Here is an 18,318-nt window from a genome sequence, read left to right as displayed (position 1 = left end):
GTTATGACACGATGCACAAATTGCGGCACACAATGGACTTTCAAAGAGAAGTTGAGGAAATCTTTCTCATTGGATAGGGGGATGCCATGCCCCCATTGTGGGGAAGCACAGTACCTGACCAACAGTTACAGGAAGAAAAGCAGCCTGATTACCTTTCTCATGCTTCTGTTATTTTTCCTGCCCAGCTTCTTTAATGCATCCTGGATTGTATTTCTGGCTGTCTTCACCATAACGTTCGCAGCCGGACTGTTCTTGCAGATCCACACCTTTGAACTCACCGATAAGGATGATGAGGATTTTTGGAATGTATAATTTTAAGAGAACAAAAAAGCTGCCCCTGGAGGCAGCTTTCTGTATATCCATGAACACTATCCACTTTCTCCAAACAGCTGCTTGTGCCTCCAGCCGCCGAAATTGTAGTAGGCGAATGCAAATGCGCTGCTGAGTATGAAACTCATGCCCATGCCGATACCGATGCCCACCTCTCCAAACTGGGAGGCGAACAGGGCGGTCAATGGGTACCGCAATATCCAGAAGGAAATGATGTTCAGTGCAAGCACCTGGTACATCGCTCCGGAAGCACGCACGATGCCATTGAGGACGAAGTTCAGTCCAAGGAATGGATAGCAGAGCGCGACGATACGCAAGTACCGGGCCCCAAACTGCACCGCTTCCTCATCCTCTATGAAGAGGCGCATGCCGAATTCCGCAAAGATGATGACGAAGACTGCGACGGCCACCATGAGTCCGAAATTATAGAGGGCGGCATTTTTCGCGATCTGCCTGACACGTGCCCAGTCGTTGATTCCGATGTTCTGCCCGGCCATGCTGTTCACTGCAGTACCGAGTGCCATTGCAGGCAGCATGATCAGACTGTCGAGTCGCTGGGCGGCACTGAAGCCCGCCACCGTCTGCCCGCCGAACTGGGTGACCACACTGAGGATGGCGGCGACACCCGCATGGATGACGGCCATCTGCAACCCGGCAGGAACACCAAGATTGAAGATCAGGCGGACTTCCTTACTGGAAGGCAGCTTTGGCTTTGTGAAAGGAATCAGGTTGTGCTTCACCGAGTAGTAGACGCTGTAGAGGAAAGCGATGCCCTGGGAGGCGACCGTCGATACTGCGGCACCCTCTATACCCATCCCGAAGCCGATCAGGAAGACCGGGGCCAGCGCCGCATTCAGTATGACGGCAACAAGTACGACACGAAGAGGTGTCTTGCTGTCACCGACTGCCCTGAGGACTGTATTCATGAAGTTGTATGCAAAAAGAAAGAACATGCTCAGGAAGCTGATCTGCAGGTAGATTCTTGCCTGACCGAGCAGGTCTTCCGGTGTTCCGATCAGCAGCAGCAACTGTTCCGCGAAGACGAAACCGATGATTCCGAATACCAGCGCCATGCTTGTCATCGTAACGATGAATGCATTGAGATAGGACCTGAATCCCGCTTCATTCTTTTTGCCGTACTGCTGGGAGAGTATGGTGAGTGCAGCGTTGTTGAGCCCCAGTATGAATGATAGGACCGTAATCAGTATCGTCGTTGCAACAGCGACCGCCCCGAGTGCCGATGCACCAAGTATGTTCCCGACCCAAAGGCTGTCCACAATCTGGAAGGAGGTCTGCAGCAGGTTTGTCAGCATGATCGGTCCGGAAAATATGATTAGCGACTTGAGTATCGGTCCACGTGTGAAATCCTGCTGGTTATGTGCCATTATTACACCTTCTATTTATATGATGATAAGTAATTGATGTGTCGTTTATATGCCATTATACAGTTGTATCGCCAAGTATAACGCCACACCCCATATGATGACTGCAGAAATCTTATTGAGGGCATTCAAGAAGACACCCTTTGTATCGAAGTTTCCCACCGCCCTTCCCACTACAGCAAGCCCGATGAACCACATCCAGGAAATGACGATGCAGGCTGTGGTGAAAGCCATCTTCTCCAGCCCTTCATAACTGAGTGAGCTTGTACCGATGACGCCAATTGTATCTATGATGGCATGTGGATTGAGCAGTGAAACGGACATGGCGAACAGGATCTGCTTCTGCATGGACATCGCCGCCTCCTTCTGATTGAGGCTCGCCGGATCGCTCTTCCAGATCGACCATCCCATATACAGCAGGAAGATGATGCCAAGAGAGAAGATGACCGTCTGCAGGACCGGCATTGTCAGGACTATGACCGAAACGCCCAGTACAGCAAGCAGAATCAGCAGTGTATCACACAATCCTGCAGTAATGATGACCGGAATCGCTCCCCGCAGTCTCGGCTGAGATGCACCCTGATTGAAGACAAATACGTTCTGTGCCCCGAGGGGGAGTATCAGTCCAAATGCCAGTATAATGCCATGAAGCAGTGCAGCAGTCATATCCATTCTCCTTCACTTCTGATTATTATTGCCCAGGAAATTGAAAAAAGCCATTCCATTATATCGTGGAATGGCTCTCATGACCATATTTCAATCTCTACCTACTTTTCCGGATGATGCTGAACGAACACTTCATAAATGGAAAGTTCAGCTCCAAGGATCGGGTTGTCTTCCGATTTTTCTTCAGATCCGCCGGAGGCATGCGCCTTCTTCGTCGCACGGCTTTCCCTCCAGGCATCGAAGCTCGCATGGTCTTCCCATGTCGTACATACTTCGATGACATCATATTCACCCGTATTCTCCTTTATCAATACTTCCATGAGGATGAACCCATCGAAAGTATGGACCGATTTGGCCGTCGAGAACCTGGGTGCCACTTCATCCACCCTTCCCTTTTTGACACGTATCTCATTCACTGCTTTGATCATAAGATTATAGACCTCCTTGTGATTTGAACCATCTCTTCCCATCAAATATATCATGGATGCCCGGGGCGCTTACAGAATAAACCTTCATTGAAATATGGTATGATCAGTATGAACAGCACGCTTTATATCTGGAATCGAAGGGGATGATTTCCATGAATAAAAAGCCGGAAGAAGAAAAGAAGAATGCATCCTACGTAGGGGTCGGTATTGCACTCGGTGCAGGTATCGGCACCGCCGTTGGTGTTGCGATGGATGAAGCTGCGATGGGCGTCGCTTTCGGCAGTGCATTCGGTGTAGTTCTCGGAGCTGTACTTACGAACATGAACCACGGGAAGAAATAGCACAAAAAACTAATGAGAATACAGAGGTGGCAGCATGATCCTTAAAGATGCAGAAGGAAAATATCAAATCATTCTGGAAGAGGAAAAGGCAGCAGTCCAGCATGGGTCTGAAGAAACCCATTATACTGTCATTGAAAGCAGTGGGGCAGTGGAGAACAAGGGGTACTGTGTACTGAATAACATCTATGTCAACGACGGCATGGAATCGCCCTTTGAAGCACGCTTCCTGAATCGGCAATCGAATTTGTCCACAGTCGATGGCTTCAAGGCCATTCGTGTAATGAAGGCATCATCCAGTCCCTATTATGTCATTCTGACCTTATGGGAGGATGAAGAGGCATTCCATGGCTGGCAGGAGTCAAAACAGTATGGGGAGACACACAGGAAGAGGGGCACACAGTCCGGGCTCGACCGCGAAGTTGTCGACCGGGAACAATCTTTCAATGTAAGGTTCCAACTGGAAGATATATAGGCATACCAAGCAGTGATGCAGCCCATCACTGCTTTTTCATATTGAAAGCATAGGCCTACTTATGTAGACTTGTTTATTATAATCATTTTGCTGATAACAAATTTCCCATCAACAGAAAAGAAGTGTCCTATCATGAAACGTTTCCTAAACCAGATACCTGTATCGATCTGCGGACTGATACTCGGTCTCGTATCGCTCGGCCATCTCTTCTTCTCCATCCAGCGCACTGCCATCGGATTGGCGTTCACAGGCATCGGCATACTGCTGATGCTACTGTTCTTCATGAAGATTACCGTTACGGGCAAAGACACCCTGAAAACACTCGATAATCCAGTCGTGGCAGCCATATCACCGACATTCCCCATGTCACTCATGGTCCTCTGCAATACCCTCGGCCATTTTACTGTAAATGCTCCACTTATATTCGTTGTATGGTGGCTTGCCATCATTCTCCACTTTGGACTGATGGCTTTCTTCACCCTCACCTTCGTCGCGCCGAACAGGTTGAAGTCCGAATATATCAATCCCGGCTGGTTCGTCACTTTTGTCGGCATCGGCGTCATACCAACCACTTCAAGCAACTTCGGAGTGGAATTCGGCCAAATTGTGATCTGGATCGCTCTCACGTTCTACCTCATCCTGCTGCCGCTTGTCATCATACAGCTGATAAAGCAGCGTATTACGCGTACCACATTGCCACTCGTTGCCATCGTCGCGGCACCGGGTTCGTTATGCCTGACCGGCTACATCTCCGTCATGGAACATCCTTCTGAAATGCTCGTCTATTTGCTGCTCATCCTGTCCCAGGCAGTATATTTCCTGATTGTCATGATGCTCCCCAGGATTATGCGTTTCAGGTTCCACCCAAGCTATGCCGCCCTGACATTTCCAGTCGTCATTTCTGCTACGGCAATCGTCTATACACTGCAGATGACGGATGGCAGCAGCCTGCTGAACAGCATACTCGGATTCCTTTCCACCATCGAACTGGCACTGGCTGTCATCATCGTCACCTATGTACTGATCCGCTATTCGATTTTCATCGTGCAATGCTATGCAGACAACGGGAAGTCATATAACTAGGACCGCTGCCCTCGCACAGCGCTCCTTTAATCTTCAATATATAATCATGTCCGGGGTTCTGATGAGAACTGGGCCTTGATCAAATAGGAGACGGGGTTTTCTTCAAAAAGGGCTTCTGCACGGACATTCCCACCATTCAGCGCCTCAGGTACAACACCCCGTACTGTAGACGCGTTGTCAGTATACTGCATAACACCGATGACCACTTCCGCTTCATCACTGAAATCAACGGACTCGCCAAGTTCAGTGCTGTATGTCCTGCTCATGCGCTCCATATCAACCTCCTTACCAAATTCAGCGTCAAATTCACTTGTAGTATAACCACCGTTATCCATATGTATGATGGTGATTGATTTTCTATTATTGTCTCCAGCTTGCCCCTGAATGGATAAATAAAGCCTCCCATCCTCTGGACCACTTCCAGTTCCCTCCGTCCTTTCCGTACTATGCATCATCAGATGCTCTTCCTGCTTTTCTCCATACACATACTCTTCAATCCAAATATTCAAATAGGGTTTCTCCAGATTTTCATGCTCAATTCCGTAAACGAATGTCTCCTCGGACAGTGCCGATATCAGCTGATTTTCATTTTCAGAGACTTCAGCTGTCTTCATCGTATTGACTGCACCTCCACATCCAGCCAGTACCATCACGACCATTCCAACCAGTATATGCTTCATCCTCATCAAGTACTCCTTTCAACTTGTTATGTCCTATGCTCCCGGCATGGTAAAATACTAATGAGAATATTCTATCATTGGAGTGAAACGGATGGAAATGATGATTACAAGATGCACGGAAAATGAATGGAAACAGCTGCAGGAGATCAGCCACATCACATTTGACGAAACCTTCAGGGCACAGAACAAATCTGAGAACATGGAAGCCTATCTATCCCAGGCTTTCACTGAAGAGAAAATTAAAAAGGAACTGTCCGATGAAAACTCCCAGTTCTTCTTCGTATATGCAGGAGATGAGTCCGCTGGCTACTTGAAAGTAAACATCGCAGACGCCCAGACTGAAGAGATGGGCAATGAAGCTTTGGAAATCGAGCGGATCTACATACTGAAGGCTTTCCAAAGCCAAGGTCTCGGCCGTGTTCTATTCGATAAGGCCATGGATATCGCCGATGAAATGCAGGCCTCGAAAATATGGCTGGGTGTATGGGAAAAGAATGATAAGGCGATAGCCTTCTACAAAAATCTGGGTTTCTCCGAGCACGGCAGCCATTCCTTCTACATGGGGGACGAAGAGCAGACTGACATCATTATGATGAAGCCGCTCATATCATAAATTCGAAAAAGGGGTGCTCTGATGTATATACCAAAGTACTATGAAGTCACTGATCTGGCCGAAATCGAAGACTTTGTCAGAAACCATCCATTCGGCACAATCATATCGAATGATGACGGCCGGCCAATGGCCACTCACATTCCCATGGAAATGAGGCGGGAGGGCGATGGACATGTCATTACCGGACACCTCGCAATGGGCAATCCCCAATGGAAGACCATTGACGATAACGCCGATATACTGCTCATATTCCAGGGACCCCATGCCTATGTTTCCGCTTCCTGGTATGAAAAAGAAGAGGTATCGACATGGAATTATCAATCCGTCCATATCTATGGTCGGGGAACATTGCTTTCAGAGGACGAATTGGAGAATGACCTGATCCATCTGCTGGACCGTTACGAAGGACATCGGGATAGGGGCAGGACATGGGACAACCTTTCAGACAAAAGCAAAGCCCAGATGAAAGGCATTGTCGGATTCAAAATAGAAGTCGAGGAAGTCCAGGCAGCGTACAAGATGAACCAGAACAAGAGTGGAAAAGACTATAACAGCGTAGTGGAACACTTGTCTGGAAAGAATGACCAGAATGCCAATCAGATTGCCGAAAAGATGAAAAGGCGGAAAAGTGAAAAATGAACATTTATTATTTGACCATTATTGACCTTATTGTTATAATGTAATTGCAAAGTTGGCAGGGCAAGAAAAGATCTGGACTCTGCAAAATTATCATTAAGGGAGAGATGTGAAATGGCTTTTGAAATGAAACCTTTCAACAACAGCTTCTTTGATATGAATCCGAGCGATATGTTCAGAGATGTTGGCAGACAGCTCTTTACGCAATTTCCTGAAAGCACCATGAAGTCGGATATTCGCGAGTATGACCACTCCTATGTTCTTGAAGCCGAACTTCCGGGCATCGAGAAGGAAAACATCAATATTGAATACAATAATGGGGTACTGTCGATTTCAGGAGAACAATCCATCGACAATGAAGCCAAGGATGACCAAGGACGCGTCGTTCATCGTGAACGCAGCTACAGCACCATCAAACGCCAGTTTGCCTTCGACAATATCCAACAAGATGGAATTTCAGCCGACTTCAATAACGGGGTGTTGAAGATCACACTCCCAAAAACAAATAGAGACAACAGTTCGAAACGCATTGAAATCAATTAGTCTATGGATGAGGCATGAACCCTTTGGTTCATGCCTTTTTTATTGGTATATTAAGGAAAACGTATAGATGAAAAGGGGGAATGGATATCGGATGTAAACTATGCCACTCGGACACCAGCCGTTTCAGCCATCCAAAGCTCGGCGACTACCATTTCTGTCCTTTCTGCGAATATATCTCAAAGGATGAGGCAAGCATCATCTCTGAGGAGGAGGAACTCAAGATCTACAATGCCCATAACAATTCAATCGATGACGCAGGGTACGTGGATTTCCTGTATGCTTTTCTGAACGATGCAGTCTTCCCCTATGTCTCCAGTGATGTCCAAGGCCTTGATTTCGGCAGTGGTCCAGCACCCGTACTTGCCCAGATACTCGATCAGAACCACGATTTCCATATGGACATTTACGACCTGTTCTATGTTCCGGACAGAATCTATGAAGGGAAAAAATACGACCTGGTCACCACTACTGAAGTGGTCGAACATCTGGAAGACCCCCTCGCGTACTTCCACCGGTTTTCAGAACTTCTGAGGCCCGATAGCGTCCTTGCAGTCATGACCCTCTTCCATCACAATGACATGGATCATTTCAACAACTGGCACTACATGCGGGATCGCAGCCACATTTCATTCTATACACCAAAAACCATGCGTTATATCGCCAATAGGACTGGCTTGAAGGTGATACACACCGACAATATCAGACATACGACCTTCATGTTGGACTGAGCAATATTCAGGCGATGAAAATGGATGTAAATGCAATGAATCCAAAAGGACTCCGCCAATTCTCATGAATTTCAAGTATAATGGGAAGTAATATCTGAACAGGAGTGTGTGTTATGGTAAAGACTTTTGATAACGATTTCAAAACTGGAGCCGTCGATAAGCGACGAGATATGGAAGCAAAGTATCTCAACTTGCTGTCTGAGAAGTTCGACAGCGAAGAAAAAGTAGTCACGGAAATCATCAATCTCGAATCCATACTGGATCTTCCGAAGGGGACGGAACACTTCGTCAGCGACCTTCATGGAGAATTCCAGGCCTTTCAGCACGTACTCAGGAATGGATCCGGCAACGTGCGGGTAAAAATCCGGGATGTTTTCAAGGATAGGATGACAGAGGAGGAGATCAGTGAGTTTGCCGCCCTCGTCTATTATCCTGAAGAAAAATTAAAACTGATCAAGAATCAGATCGGGTCGAAAGATGCGATGAACGAATGGTATAAGATTAAGATCCATCATATGATCGAACTGATATCTTTCGCCTCTTCAAAGTATACACGCTCAAAATTGAGAAAGGCTTTGCCGAAACAGTTTGTGTACATCATCGAAGAACTCCTCTATAAGAGCGATGAAGATACGAACAAGAAGCCCTATTATGAAAAGATCGTCGATAAGATCATCACACTCGGCCAGGCTGAAAAGCTCATCATTGGCCTCTCCTATACTACACAGCGCCTGGTCGTCGACCATCTCCATGTAGTGGGAGATATCTATGACCGTGGACCCGAGCCGGATAAGATCATGGATACGCTGATCGACTACCATTCCCTTGATATCCAGTGGGGGAATCATGATGTGCTCTGGATTGGGGCCTATGCGGGATCCAAGGTATGTCTTGCGAACATCCTCAGAATCTGTGCACGCTACGACAATCTGGATATCATCGAGGATGCCTACGGAATCAACCTGCGTCCTCTTCTGAACCTGGCGGAAAAATACTATGGGGACAACCCAGCCTTCCACCCAAAACAGCATTCCGAAAAGGCACTTACAGAGCAGGAGAAACTCCAGATTACAAAAATACATCAGGCCATCGCCATCATCCAGTTCAAACTCGAGAGTCCCATCATCAAACGGCGTCCATACTTCGAGATGGAAGAGCGTCTCGTCCTTGAAAAGGTAGATTACGATAAACAGGAGATTACGGTCTATGGAGAGACCTATCCATTGGAGAACACCTGCTTCTCGACTGTCGATCCAGAGGATCCAGCGAAACTGCTCGAAGAGGAAGAAGAAGTCATAGACAAACTCCTGCTTTCCCTCCAGCAATCCGAAAAATTGAAGCGCCATATGAACTTCCTGATGAAAAAAGGCAGCCTCTACCTGAAATATAACGGCAATCTGCTGATCCATGGCTGCATTCCCGTAGATGAAGATGGAAATATGGAAGAGATGGAAATTGACGGTAATGTATATGCAGGGCGCGAACTGCTCGACCAGTTTGAACTTCACCTCCGCAAAGCCTTCGAAGATGTCGAATCTACGGATGACCTGTCGACGGATCTTGTATGGTACCTCTGGACCGGCAAGCATTCCTCCCTGTTCGGCAAACGGGCGATGACGACATTTGAACGCTACTTCATCAAGGACAAGACTTCCCATAAAGAAGAAAAGAATCCTTACTATCATCTGAGGGAAGATGTGAACGTATGCCGGAAGATGCTTGAAGAGTTCGATCTCGATCCTGAGCAAGGGCATATCATCAATGGACATACCCCCGTAAAGGAGATCGACGGTGAAAATCCGATCAAGGCAGACGGCAAAATGATCGTCATCGATGGCGGGTTCTCCAAGGCCTATCAGAAGACTACCGGCATCGCAGGCTATACACTCCTCTACAATTCATATGGCATGCAGCTTGTGGCCCATCAACACTTCAATTCAAAGAGGAATGTACTCTTGAATGGTGCAGATGCACTCTCTGTACGTCGCATAGTCGATGAGGAGCTCCAAAGGAAGAAGATACGCGATACCAACATCGGTGCCAGACTGCAGGAAGAGATCGAAATGCTGCAGGCACTGATGTCTTATCGTTACATTAATTAAATAAATTACATTTTGTAAGCATATCAGGTGACAACTGACTCCATTTTTGAGAAACTTGCAAAATAAGAAAAGGAGATGATTCATATGATCCATTATCTATTCAATGCCTACATCGGTAAAAATATGATTGAAGGCGGTCTGACAAAAGTTGAGAACGAAGGGCAGATGGGAGAGGATTTCGAAAAGGAATTCAATGTAGAGCCTTCCCAGATGAAACTGGCCGGCTACTTTGAAGCCATTGGTTCCCTGTTCCTGCTTGCATCCTTCCTGGGCAAGTCATTCACACGGATTGGTTCACTTATGATCAGTTCCGTACTTGGCGTCGCCATCTTCAAACACCTGAAAGCTGGCCATGGCTACGAAGGAAGTAAGAATGCCCTCAAGTTCTTCAGTTTGAGCCTTCTCAGCTTCATCGAAACTTTCAAAAAGAAATAGCTTCATCATATTTGAACGAAAAGCCGGCCCTCAGCCGGCTTTTTTGGTGAGCATTATTATTTTATACGTTGGCGCCGGCCTGTATAATATATCATGCTTTAAAATGAAAAGTATGGGGAGGGGATGTTTCACGTGAAAAAAGGATTAACTGCCCTTATTTTCATCGGCCTTGCTGCGGCCGGGCTTTATTGGGCGGACGGCCAGAGTGAAGATGGTCTATGGGAAACGCTGGAATACCACCTGCTCCCCGATCCGATGGCAAACAACACTTATGATGATGGAGAATGTACCTACCATGTATTCGAAAAGGTGAAAGCACAGGGGAACATGATAGAAACCAGTTGGCGGGATGCCGATCAATGGGCAGAAAATGCAGAGGGTGATGGTTACTCAGTCAATGGTGAACCGAAAACAGGTGCCATCCTTCAAACTGAAAGAGGGGAACTTGGACATGTCGCCTATATTGAATCCATCAATGAAGATGGTTCGATCAACATTTCCGAAATGAATTACACCGAGCCTTATGAAGTGACTGAGCGTACAATCGCAGCGGATAATATAGACCGCTATTCCTATATCCATCCAAAGGAAAATCCGCGACCGAAGGACCTGGAGGAGCAGGCGTAAATCCAAGAACACTCTTTATATAACGCCATGTGTTATAACTTTTCATAACACATGGCGTTACAAATAAATGTTAAACCATTGAAATGAAGCCATTGCACTGTGTTATCCTATCGATATTTCTATCGACTCATAACATCGCCATTATATATTGAGATAGCCTGCTCAAATTATTCCCTTCCTCTTTAAAGGTTGCTATACTTCCATTGTACTTGGAATTAAACAGGAGGTTTTTATAGGTGAATGAAGTCATAGAGACACTACAGAATCACCGTTCCTTCCGTTCATATAAAAATGAGACGGTCGACGAACGCCACTTGGATGAAATAATTGACGCCGTACAGGCTTCCCCAAATTGGATCAATGGCCAGCAGTATTCCATCATTGCTGTAAAAGATCCTGCTCGAAAGAGGAAGCTGGCAGAAATGTGCGGGAATCAGAAACACATTGAGGAAGCGCCTGTATTCCTGATATTCTGTGCGGATTTCTACCGCACATCCATTGCCAGCGAGATGGAGGGGCAGCCTTTGAACATATCTGACGATATCGACTCCCTCATTGTAGGAACAACGGATGTCGGCATCGCTCTCGGAACCGCCGTCACGGCTGCTGAATCACTCGGACTCGGTACTGTGGCTATCGGAGGAATACGCAGGAAATCCGCCGAAGTGATTGAAATGCTTGAACTTCCGGAGTATGTCATTCCAATATCGGGCCTGTGCATCGGACATCCTGCTGAAGACCCTGACCAGAAACCACGCCTTCCGAGAGCGGCTGTGTATCATGAAGAACGTTATAATCATGAGCTGAAGCCACTGCTTGAGAAATACAACAGCATGTATACACAATATCTCCAATCAAGATCAGACAACAACAGGATTGGTACGTGGACGGAGTTCGTCGCCATGTTCTTCAGTAGACCATATTACCAGGGCATTGATGAAATGCTCAACAGACAGAAGTTCCCTGGTGGAAAGAAATAATTCCATGATATATTCTCTAATTGGAAAGCCTGAGCGATGCTCAGGCTTTATTGTTGTCTTAATGGAGACCTCTGGTCCTCATAATTTGGAGATAAATCTTATGTTACTACCGTAAACCTATATTTTGATGGAACTGGAAAGTCCCTTCTTGATATCGTTACTCCCATTATACAGGCATTAGCTACATCTTTTTTCATTTCCGCCGTTTCGGTTTCAATGCCTGCGGTCCATGGGTTGCGATAAGGTGCAGGAGCGGGCGCCATGCATTGGTGTGCTGCTGTGCTTCCTTCCCTTCAGCAATCCGCTTGAGCTGCATGGCATAATAGACGTTTCCTACAGCCGGCCCCACCTTTTCATCCAGCCCCTTTATGCCTGTAGTGAGGCGTCTTGTCGTTATCCTCTTATAGTCGCCTGACATGATCCGGTTTGGAAGGTGGGGATCCAGAACCATGGGCCTGGCGATGCCGATCATATCTGTATGTCCCTTTTCAAGAGCGGCCTCCATACTTTCTTTGGACCTGAAGCCTCCTGTAACGACTACGGGAATATCGACCTTCTCCTTCAATTTTTGGGCATAGTCCAGGAAGAACACTTCCGAATCCGTACCCGTCGACATTTTCGGTTGTTCATAATTTCCTCCGGATATTTCAATCAGGTCCAGACCCATTTCGGCCATCTTCTCGACAACCGCGAATGATTCCGCTTCGGTGAAACCCTCCTTGTTGAAGTCGGAAGAATTGAGCTTCAAAGAGATGGGGAATGTTTCTCCCAAAACCCTGCGCATCCCTTTATAGATTTCCATCAGGAAACGCATGCGGTTTTCAAGATCGCCGCCATACTCATCACCCCGACGGTTATCATGGGGAGAGAGGAACTGGTTGACCAGATAGCCATGGGCACCGTGGATCTGGACGCCGGTGAATCCTGCTTTTTTGGCAACCTCTGCAGTCTTCACATATCTTTCAACAATTTTTTTTATTTCGCCATTCTCCAGTGTGCGCGGCGGATTGAAAGCACCCTTTAACGCCTCGCCCATCGGAATGGCGCTTGGCGCCACGGGCTCTTTGGACATGGTCTTGGGCGACTGCTTGCCGGGGTGGTTGATCTGCATCCAGAGATGGGTGTCGTATTCTGTACCTTTTTCTGCCCATCTCTTCAGCATATCCATATCTTTCTCATCCTCGATGACGACATTTCCAGGCTCTCCAAGTGCATTGCGGTCGACCATCACATTTCCTGTGACGACTACGCCAGCACCACCTTTGGCCCATTCATGATAGAGTCTGACATGTTTCTCCCCCGGCTGATTGCGACCGTTGGCCATCGTTTCACTCATGGCCGACTTGAAGAAGCGGTTTTTCAGTGTGATGCCATTACGCAGTTCCAATGATTCTGATACCTTCATATTAATCCCCGGCTTTCCATTCTTATTATTTCATTTGTGTCATGTATTCATACTTAACTATACTTGGATACATAGGATACTTTCCCCATTCCATACCTCATAACCCAAATGTCATACGACAATTCCCATATTAAAAATATCGGGTCGAACTTCCAATGAAAATGTAACATCAGCAGTGAAAGGAACGTGGAAATGATGATTGGAAAATTGAATGATGTAATCGACTATATAGAGAAGAACCTTTCCAATGACCTGCAACTCAGCGATGTTGCACGCTATGTCGGGGAGTCGGATTATCACTTCAGAAAGCTTTTCTTGTACATCACGGGCATGCCACTCAGCGAATACATCAAGAAAAGAAAGCTGTCCATGGCGAATCAGGACCTGGTTCAGGGGCATAGTGTAACTGAAGTCGCCTTCAAATACGGCTATAACTCTGTCGAGGGCTTTTCAAGAGCATTCAAATCCTGGAGTGGCATGCTGCCCTCCGAAGCCTGCAGGAAAGGTGCCATCACATCATTTCCCAAGCTTTCATTCTATATCGATGTCAGAGGAGGAGAAAATATGGAAGTGAAACTAGTAGAAATGCCTGCTTTTACAATAGCTGGGGTGGAAAAGAGGGTACCAATGCAGTTTGAAGGGGTCAACGACTCCATCATGGAACTTGCGAAAAGCATTACAGAGGCACAAAGGAATGAAATGCGACGATTACAGAACATTGATCCTCAGGAAATCGTCAATGCATCATATGATGCCGACGAGAAATTCATGAAGGAAGAAGGGGAACTGACCCATATGATTGGCGTACTGACGACTGAAACAGATATCAGCGACAATCTGGATAGGAAGCATGTAGAGGCCTGCACATGGGCTGTGTTCCCCAACGAAGGAAAATTCCCCGGGACAATGCAGGAGACTATGGCGCGGACCCATTCCGAATGGCTGCCTTCTTCCAACTATGAACTGATCGAGGCACCGACATTCTCGTTCACCCAAATGAGTACAGAAAAAAAGGACCACGCATACAGTGAAATATGGCTGCCGGTAAGAGAAGTTCAATAAACTGGAAGGAGGGACCATCTGAAGAGGTGGTCTCTTTTTACAATGCAGAATTCTTTTATTCTATGTTTATATAATTATAAATGTTTGAATTTTACAATATCAGGGAAACAGCATATAAAACTGAATTCGAAAGGGGTATTGGAATGCCAGATTCTTTTGAAATAACATTGAATGGTCGGAAACAGCAGGCTGCGGCAGACAAGACTGTGCTCAATCACCTGAAGGAGAACAACGTTGAACCGCCGAATCTCTGCTACCACCCCAGCCTCGGCGCCATCGAAACATGTGATACATGCATCGTCAAAGTGAATGGTGAATTTGTACGTTCCTGTTCTACGGAACTGAACCCGGGAGATGTAGTGGAAACATTTGGCGAGGAAGTCCACGAAGCTCAGCTTATAGCAATGGACCGTATTCTGGGAAATCATGAACTCTACTGTACAGTGTGTGATTTCAACAACGGCAACTGTGAGATACATAACACGGTCAAGGAAATGAGGATCAGCCACCAGGAGACGCCCCATGAGACTAAAGGCGCCGAAGTGATGCGCAATGCATTCTACAGGTACGACCCCGATCAGTGCATCCTGTGCGGACGCTGTGTAGAGGCCTGCCAGGATCTTCAGGTGAATGAAACGCTGCTGATCGACTGGGAACTCGAGAAGCCGCGTGTCATTTGGGATAATGATACGACGATCGACGAATCTTCATGCGTCAACTGCGGACATTGTTCAACAGTCTGCCCATGTAACGCCATGATGGAAGTGGGCATGGAAGGCGAAGCCGGATTCCTCACAAGTATGGCAGAAGAGAACTTCAGGCCGATGGTCAATATTACAAAGAACGTGGAGACCGGATACGAATCCCTAATGGCAATATCAGATGTTGAAGCGCAGATGAGGGAGGACCGCATCGAGAAGACGAAGACTGTGTGTACGTACTGTGGTGTCGGCTGCTCATTCGATGTCTGGACGAAAGGACGCGAGATTCTGAAAGTCGAGCCTCAGGTGGAAGCACCTGCAAACGGAGTTTCCACATGCATCAAGGGGAAATTCGGCTGGGACTTTGTAAACAGTGAAGAACGTCTCACCAAGCCCCTCATCCGTGAAGGCGATGCCTTCAGGGAAGCAGAATGGGAGGAAGCGCTGGATCTCATTGAAGGAAAATTCAAGGAAACCATAAAAGAGAAGGGGTCAGATGCCCTGGCCTTCATCTCATCCTCGAAATGTACCAATGAGGAATCGTACTTGATGCAGAAGCTTGGACGCGGTGTCATAGGTACGAACAATATCGACAACTGCTCCAGATACTGCCAGTCCCCTGCTACGATGGGACTGTGGCGTACAGTCGGATACGGCGGCGACTCTGGAAGCATTACCGATATTGCACAGGCGGAACTCGTCATTTCGATCGGTTCCAATACCGCAGAATCCCATCCGGTACTCGCAACGCGCGTCAAACGTGCGCAGAAGCTGCATGGACAGAAAGTGATCGTTGCCGACTTGCGTGAACATGAACTTGCCAACCGTGCCGACCTATTCGTCAGACCAGCACCAGGCAGTGACCTTATATGGCTTTCTGCAGTGACCAAATACATCATAGACCAGGGCTGGCATGATGAGTCATTCCTCCGCGACCATGTAAACGATGTTGAAGAATACTTTGCAAGCCTCGATAAATATACACTGGACTATGCTTCCGAAGTGACGGGCATGTCCAAGGAGCATCTGATTGAAATTGCCACTTCCATACATGAAGCAAAAACGACTTCAATCCTTTGGGCCATGGGTGTTACACAGCATGGAGGAGGCAGTGATACAAGTACAGCAATTTCCAACCTCCTGCTCGTAACCGGCAACTACATGAAACCGGGCGCAGGCGCCTATCCGCTCCGGGGCCACAACAACGTACAGGGAGCAAGCGATTTTGGCAGCATGCCCGACCGCTTCCCAGGTTACCAGTTCGTATCGGATGATGAAGTCCGTGCACGTTTCGAAGAAGGTTGGGGAACGGAAATACCGACAAGCAAAGGTCTCAATAACCATGAAATGGTTGAAGCCATACATGAAGGTGATCTGGAAGTCCTCTATCTTAAAGGGGAGGACATGGGCATCGTCGATTCAAACCTCAACCATGTCCATTCTGCATATGAAAAACTGAAGTTCTTCGTAGTTCAGGATATATTCTTCTCCAAAACATGTGAGTATGCAGATGTAGTGCTCCCGGCCAGCCCAAGCCTGGAGAAGGACGGCACATTCGTAAATACGGAACGCCGCTTCCAACGCCTCTATAAGGTCATGGATCCGCTCGGCGACTCCAAGCCGGATTGGCAGATCATCATGGAAATCGCCAACCGCATGGGAGCTGGATGGAACTACACGCATCCAAGTGAAATCATGGATGAGGCAGCTGCCCTCACACCAATGTTTGCAGGAGTCAGCTACGACCGCCTTGAAGGATATGACAGTCTCCAATGGCCGGTGGCAGCAGATGGTACAGATACACCTCTGCTTTTCGAAAAGGAATTCCCACTTCCTGGAGGCAAAGCCCGACTGTGGCCGGTGGAATGGACGAAACCGCTGGAATTCAAGGAAGAGTATGATCTTCATGTCAACAATGGACGACTGCTTGAACACTTCCATGAAGGCAACATGACATACAAATCCGAAGGCATCACCGAGAGGACACCTGAAGTATTCCTCGAAGTATCGACAGATCTTGCCAAGGAACGCGGTCTCGAAGACGGTACAAAAGTACGCCTCACATCGCCATACGGAAGCGTCAAAGTACGTTGTGTCGTCACTGACAGGGTCTTCGGCAACCAGCTGTACCTGCCGATGAACTCGAACGGTGAGGGTGCCATCAACTACTTGACGAGCTCCCATTCCGACAAGGATACCGATACACCTGCCTACAAGGAAGTTTCTGTGAAGATGGAAGTGCTCGAACCGAAGGGTGATAACCCACTGCCGAGGATCAACCATCGAAACGGCAATCGTCAGCCGCAGATCGGCGTTCGTGTCGAAGAAAAATGGGCAAGGGATGACTATATATTCCCAGGTGACCTTGTCAAAGAAAGAAGGGCGAATAAATAATGGCTAAAGCGACAAAAGTCATCCATAAGATGAAAATCGACCCGGAAGTGAAGCATCAGCAGGAACTCAGGGAACTTGAGAACCTGCTCCTTGAACACAAGGACACACTGCAGGATGTACTCGATATTGCAGATAAGATGAAAGATCGTGAAGTACTCAATATGGTGAACAGCGCCCTCGGTCAGAGTGATAAGGTCATCAATCGGATCGTCACAGCGATAGATGAGTCAGACACGCCCCAGTCCATGAAGAATATGCTGCTGATGTTCCAGCTGCTTGGTACGATCAATATGGAACAGATCGAGCCCATCGTACTTAAATTCAACAGCGGGATTGCCAGAGCGGCCGAGTATGAACATGAAAAGAAGCCTGCCGGCTATAGCGGGCTTCTCGGTGCACTGAAAGATCCCCACATCATAGAAGGGCTGAACGTGCTTCTCAAAATCGTCAAAGGCATGGGTGAAGAAAAAGAAGATGAAGAAAGGGTCGAACCCCAGAAGGACCGTATTGAAAATCCGGGAAAGGAAATGGATGATGAATCAAGCGAGGTCGGGGAAAGACGGTCCTCGACTTCCAGAAAGAATAGAAGTGCTTCGTCCAGATCCGCGACAAAATGGTATGCCCTTGCGGCAGGCGCTGGTGCACTTGCAATTCCACTGCTCATGAAAGGTCAAAGAATCAAAAATAATTCCCCTGTCGAATGACAGGGG

Annotated in this window: 20 protein-coding genes; 15 read left to right on the top strand and 5 right to left on the bottom strand. The window is 47.4% G+C overall.

All coding sequences use genetic code 11. From position 1 onward, the window contains the following. Nucleotides 1-3: 3 nt before the first annotated feature. Nucleotides 4-312: a TIGR04104 family putative zinc finger protein gene (locus LLU09_RS12705; RefSeq protein ID WP_370632514.1), complete on the top strand. Its 309-nt coding sequence runs from the start codon at nucleotides 4-6 to the stop codon at nucleotides 310-312. 56 nt (nucleotides 313-368) lie between these two features. On the opposite strand, the gene LLU09_RS11375 is transcribed toward LLU09_RS12705, so the two are convergent. The 3 genes from LLU09_RS11375 to LLU09_RS11365 form a co-directional block, all read right to left on the bottom strand. Beyond that, nucleotides 369-1,715 (bottom strand): MATE family efflux transporter, encoded by a 1,347-nt coding sequence (locus tag LLU09_RS11375; RefSeq protein ID WP_228311829.1) that lies wholly within the window; start codon nucleotides 1,713-1,715, stop codon nucleotides 369-371. A 45-nt stretch (nucleotides 1,716-1,760) separates the two neighbouring features. Further along, nucleotides 1,761-2,378 carry a LysE/ArgO family amino acid transporter gene (locus LLU09_RS11370; RefSeq protein ID WP_228311828.1) on the bottom strand — a complete coding sequence of 206 codons (618 nt, stop codon included), beginning with the start codon at nucleotides 2,376-2,378 and terminating at the stop codon, nucleotides 1,761-1,763. A 101-nt stretch (nucleotides 2,379-2,479) separates the two neighbouring features. Then, nucleotides 2,480-2,806, bottom strand: a complete 327-nt coding sequence (locus tag LLU09_RS11365; RefSeq protein ID WP_124011364.1) for an antibiotic biosynthesis monooxygenase — start codon at nucleotides 2,804-2,806, stop codon at nucleotides 2,480-2,482. A gap of 152 nt (nucleotides 2,807-2,958) precedes the next feature. On the opposite strand from LLU09_RS11365, the gene LLU09_RS11360 reads away from it, so the two are divergent. From LLU09_RS11360 to LLU09_RS11350, 3 genes are all read left to right on the top strand, one after another. Beyond that, nucleotides 2,959-3,147 (top strand): glycine zipper domain-containing protein, encoded by a 189-nt coding sequence (locus LLU09_RS11360; RefSeq protein WP_228311827.1) that lies wholly within the window; start codon nucleotides 2,959-2,961, stop codon nucleotides 3,145-3,147. A gap of 34 nt (nucleotides 3,148-3,181) precedes the next feature. Next, the gene (locus LLU09_RS11355; RefSeq protein WP_228311826.1) at nucleotides 3,182-3,619 is read left to right on the top strand and encodes an antibiotic biosynthesis monooxygenase family protein; all 438 of its coding nucleotides are present in this window, start codon (nucleotides 3,182-3,184) and stop codon (nucleotides 3,617-3,619) included. Between the two features lie 132 nt (nucleotides 3,620-3,751). After that, on the top strand, nucleotides 3,752-4,702 hold the full coding sequence (locus LLU09_RS11350; RefSeq protein WP_228311825.1) for a TDT family transporter: 951 nt from the start codon (nucleotides 3,752-3,754) through the stop codon (nucleotides 4,700-4,702). 44 nt (nucleotides 4,703-4,746) lie between these two features. On the opposite strand, the gene LLU09_RS11345 is transcribed toward LLU09_RS11350, so the two are convergent. After that, the gene (locus tag LLU09_RS11345; protein WP_228311824.1) at nucleotides 4,747-5,382 is read right to left on the bottom strand and encodes a hypothetical protein; all 636 of its coding nucleotides are present in this window, start codon (nucleotides 5,380-5,382) and stop codon (nucleotides 4,747-4,749) included. Nucleotides 5,383-5,473: 91 nt separating this feature from the next. Between LLU09_RS11345 and paiA the strand changes: the two genes are divergently transcribed. The 8 genes from paiA to LLU09_RS11305 all read left to right on the top strand — a co-directional run bounded on the left by paiA (nucleotide 5,474) and on the right by LLU09_RS11305 (nucleotide 12,046). Beyond that, on the top strand, nucleotides 5,474-5,995 hold the full coding sequence (paiA, locus tag LLU09_RS11340; RefSeq protein WP_228311823.1) for a spermidine/spermine N(1)-acetyltransferase: 522 nt from the start codon (nucleotides 5,474-5,476) through the stop codon (nucleotides 5,993-5,995). A 21-nt stretch (nucleotides 5,996-6,016) separates the two neighbouring features. Beyond that, nucleotides 6,017-6,634 carry an FMN-binding negative transcriptional regulator gene (locus LLU09_RS11335; RefSeq protein ID WP_228311822.1) on the top strand — a complete coding sequence of 206 codons (618 nt, stop codon included), beginning with the start codon at nucleotides 6,017-6,019 and terminating at the stop codon, nucleotides 6,632-6,634. A 111-nt stretch (nucleotides 6,635-6,745) separates the two neighbouring features. Continuing rightward, complete coding sequence (locus LLU09_RS11330) at nucleotides 6,746-7,174, top strand: Hsp20/alpha crystallin family protein (RefSeq protein ID WP_228311821.1); 429 nt, start codon at nucleotides 6,746-6,748, stop codon at nucleotides 7,172-7,174. Between the two features lie 80 nt (nucleotides 7,175-7,254). Then, a complete protein-coding gene (locus LLU09_RS11325; RefSeq protein ID WP_228311820.1) occupies nucleotides 7,255-7,902 on the top strand; it encodes a class I SAM-dependent methyltransferase in 648 nt (215 codons plus the stop codon). A gap of 170 nt (nucleotides 7,903-8,072) precedes the next feature. Further along, entirely contained in the window at nucleotides 8,073-10,004 is a 1,932-nt protein-coding gene (locus LLU09_RS11320; protein ID WP_228312032.1) for a fructose-1,6-bisphosphatase, read from the top strand. 84 nt (nucleotides 10,005-10,088) lie between these two features. Further along, nucleotides 10,089-10,439 carry a hypothetical protein gene (locus LLU09_RS11315; RefSeq protein ID WP_040105460.1) on the top strand — a complete coding sequence of 117 codons (351 nt, stop codon included), beginning with the start codon at nucleotides 10,089-10,091 and terminating at the stop codon, nucleotides 10,437-10,439. A 123-nt stretch (nucleotides 10,440-10,562) separates the two neighbouring features. Continuing rightward, complete coding sequence (locus LLU09_RS11310; protein ID WP_228311819.1) at nucleotides 10,563-11,066, top strand: CHAP domain-containing protein; 504 nt, start codon at nucleotides 10,563-10,565, stop codon at nucleotides 11,064-11,066. Nucleotides 11,067-11,302: 236 nt separating this feature from the next. Next, nucleotides 11,303-12,046: an NADPH-dependent oxidoreductase gene (locus LLU09_RS11305; RefSeq protein WP_124011372.1), complete on the top strand. Its 744-nt coding sequence runs from the start codon at nucleotides 11,303-11,305 to the stop codon at nucleotides 12,044-12,046. A gap of 193 nt (nucleotides 12,047-12,239) precedes the next feature. On the opposite strand, the gene LLU09_RS11300 is transcribed toward LLU09_RS11305, so the two are convergent. Further along, the gene (locus tag LLU09_RS11300) at nucleotides 12,240-13,451 is read right to left on the bottom strand and encodes an NADH:flavin oxidoreductase/NADH oxidase family protein (RefSeq protein WP_228311818.1); all 1,212 of its coding nucleotides are present in this window, start codon (nucleotides 13,449-13,451) and stop codon (nucleotides 12,240-12,242) included. A 195-nt stretch (nucleotides 13,452-13,646) separates the two neighbouring features. On the opposite strand from LLU09_RS11300, the gene LLU09_RS11295 reads away from it, so the two are divergent. From LLU09_RS11295 to LLU09_RS11285, 3 genes are all read left to right on the top strand, one after another. Beyond that, nucleotides 13,647-14,513, top strand: a complete 867-nt coding sequence (locus LLU09_RS11295) for an AraC family transcriptional regulator (protein ID WP_228312031.1) — start codon at nucleotides 13,647-13,649, stop codon at nucleotides 14,511-14,513. Nucleotides 14,514-14,656: 143 nt separating this feature from the next. Further along, complete coding sequence (gene fdhF / locus LLU09_RS11290) at nucleotides 14,657-17,608, top strand: formate dehydrogenase subunit alpha (protein ID WP_228311817.1); 2,952 nt, start codon at nucleotides 14,657-14,659, stop codon at nucleotides 17,606-17,608. Beyond that, nucleotides 17,608-18,312 carry a helical membrane plugin domain-containing protein gene (locus LLU09_RS11285; protein ID WP_228311816.1) on the top strand — a complete coding sequence of 235 codons (705 nt, stop codon included), beginning with the start codon at nucleotides 17,608-17,610 and terminating at the stop codon, nucleotides 18,310-18,312. Before fdhF ends, LLU09_RS11285 begins: the two co-directional genes overlap by 1 nt. The last annotated feature ends 6 nt before the right edge of the window (nucleotides 18,313-18,318 follow it).

The sequence above is a fragment of the Salinicoccus sp. RF5 genome, from assembly GCF_020786625.1.
GTDB lineage: Bacteria > Bacillota > Bacilli > Staphylococcales > Salinicoccaceae > Salinicoccus.
Note: the sequence above shows the minus strand (reverse complement) of the source record. Positions and strands in the feature narration are given on the sequence as shown.

What these genes read in the sequence shown, in the direction of transcription:
- LLU09_RS11310 (WP_228311819.1), top strand. Translation starts at nt 10,563, where the DNA reads ATGTTTCACGTGAAAAAAGGATTAACTGCCCTTATTTTCATCGGCCTT.
- LLU09_RS12705 (WP_370632514.1), top strand. Translation starts at nt 4, where the DNA reads ATGACACGATGCACAAATTGCGGCACACAATGGACTTTCAAAGAGAAG.
- LLU09_RS11325 (WP_228311820.1), top strand. Translation starts at nt 7,255, where the DNA reads ATGGATATCGGATGTAAACTATGCCACTCGGACACCAGCCGTTTCAGC.
- LLU09_RS11375 (WP_228311829.1), bottom strand. Translation starts at nt 1,715, where the DNA reads ATGGCACATAACCAGCAGGATTTCACACGTGGACCGATACTCAAGTCG.
- LLU09_RS11360 (WP_228311827.1), top strand. Translation starts at nt 2,959, where the DNA reads ATGAATAAAAAGCCGGAAGAAGAAAAGAAGAATGCATCCTACGTAGGG.
- LLU09_RS11355 (WP_228311826.1), top strand. Translation starts at nt 3,182, where the DNA reads ATGATCCTTAAAGATGCAGAAGGAAAATATCAAATCATTCTGGAAGAG.
- LLU09_RS11335 (WP_228311822.1), top strand. Translation starts at nt 6,017, where the DNA reads ATGTATATACCAAAGTACTATGAAGTCACTGATCTGGCCGAAATCGAA.
- LLU09_RS11330 (WP_228311821.1), top strand. Translation starts at nt 6,746, where the DNA reads ATGGCTTTTGAAATGAAACCTTTCAACAACAGCTTCTTTGATATGAAT.
- LLU09_RS11295 (WP_228312031.1), top strand. Translation starts at nt 13,647, where the DNA reads ATGATTGGAAAATTGAATGATGTAATCGACTATATAGAGAAGAACCTT.
- LLU09_RS11285 (WP_228311816.1), top strand. Translation starts at nt 17,608, where the DNA reads ATGGCTAAAGCGACAAAAGTCATCCATAAGATGAAAATCGACCCGGAA.
- LLU09_RS11300 (WP_228311818.1), bottom strand. Translation starts at nt 13,451, where the DNA reads ATGAAGGTATCAGAATCATTGGAACTGCGTAATGGCATCACACTGAAA.
- LLU09_RS11350 (WP_228311825.1), top strand. Translation starts at nt 3,752, where the DNA reads ATGAAACGTTTCCTAAACCAGATACCTGTATCGATCTGCGGACTGATA.
- fdhF (WP_228311817.1), top strand. Translation starts at nt 14,657, where the DNA reads ATGCCAGATTCTTTTGAAATAACATTGAATGGTCGGAAACAGCAGGCT.
- paiA (WP_228311823.1), top strand. Translation starts at nt 5,474, where the DNA reads ATGGAAATGATGATTACAAGATGCACGGAAAATGAATGGAAACAGCTG.
- LLU09_RS11370 (WP_228311828.1), bottom strand. Translation starts at nt 2,378, where the DNA reads ATGACTGCTGCACTGCTTCATGGCATTATACTGGCATTTGGACTGATA.
- LLU09_RS11365 (WP_124011364.1), bottom strand. Translation starts at nt 2,806, where the DNA reads ATGATCAAAGCAGTGAATGAGATACGTGTCAAAAAGGGAAGGGTGGAT.
- LLU09_RS11315 (WP_040105460.1), top strand. Translation starts at nt 10,089, where the DNA reads ATGATCCATTATCTATTCAATGCCTACATCGGTAAAAATATGATTGAA.
- LLU09_RS11320 (WP_228312032.1), top strand. Translation starts at nt 8,073, where the DNA reads ATGGAAGCAAAGTATCTCAACTTGCTGTCTGAGAAGTTCGACAGCGAA.
- LLU09_RS11345 (WP_228311824.1), bottom strand. Translation starts at nt 5,382, where the DNA reads ATGAAGCATATACTGGTTGGAATGGTCGTGATGGTACTGGCTGGATGT.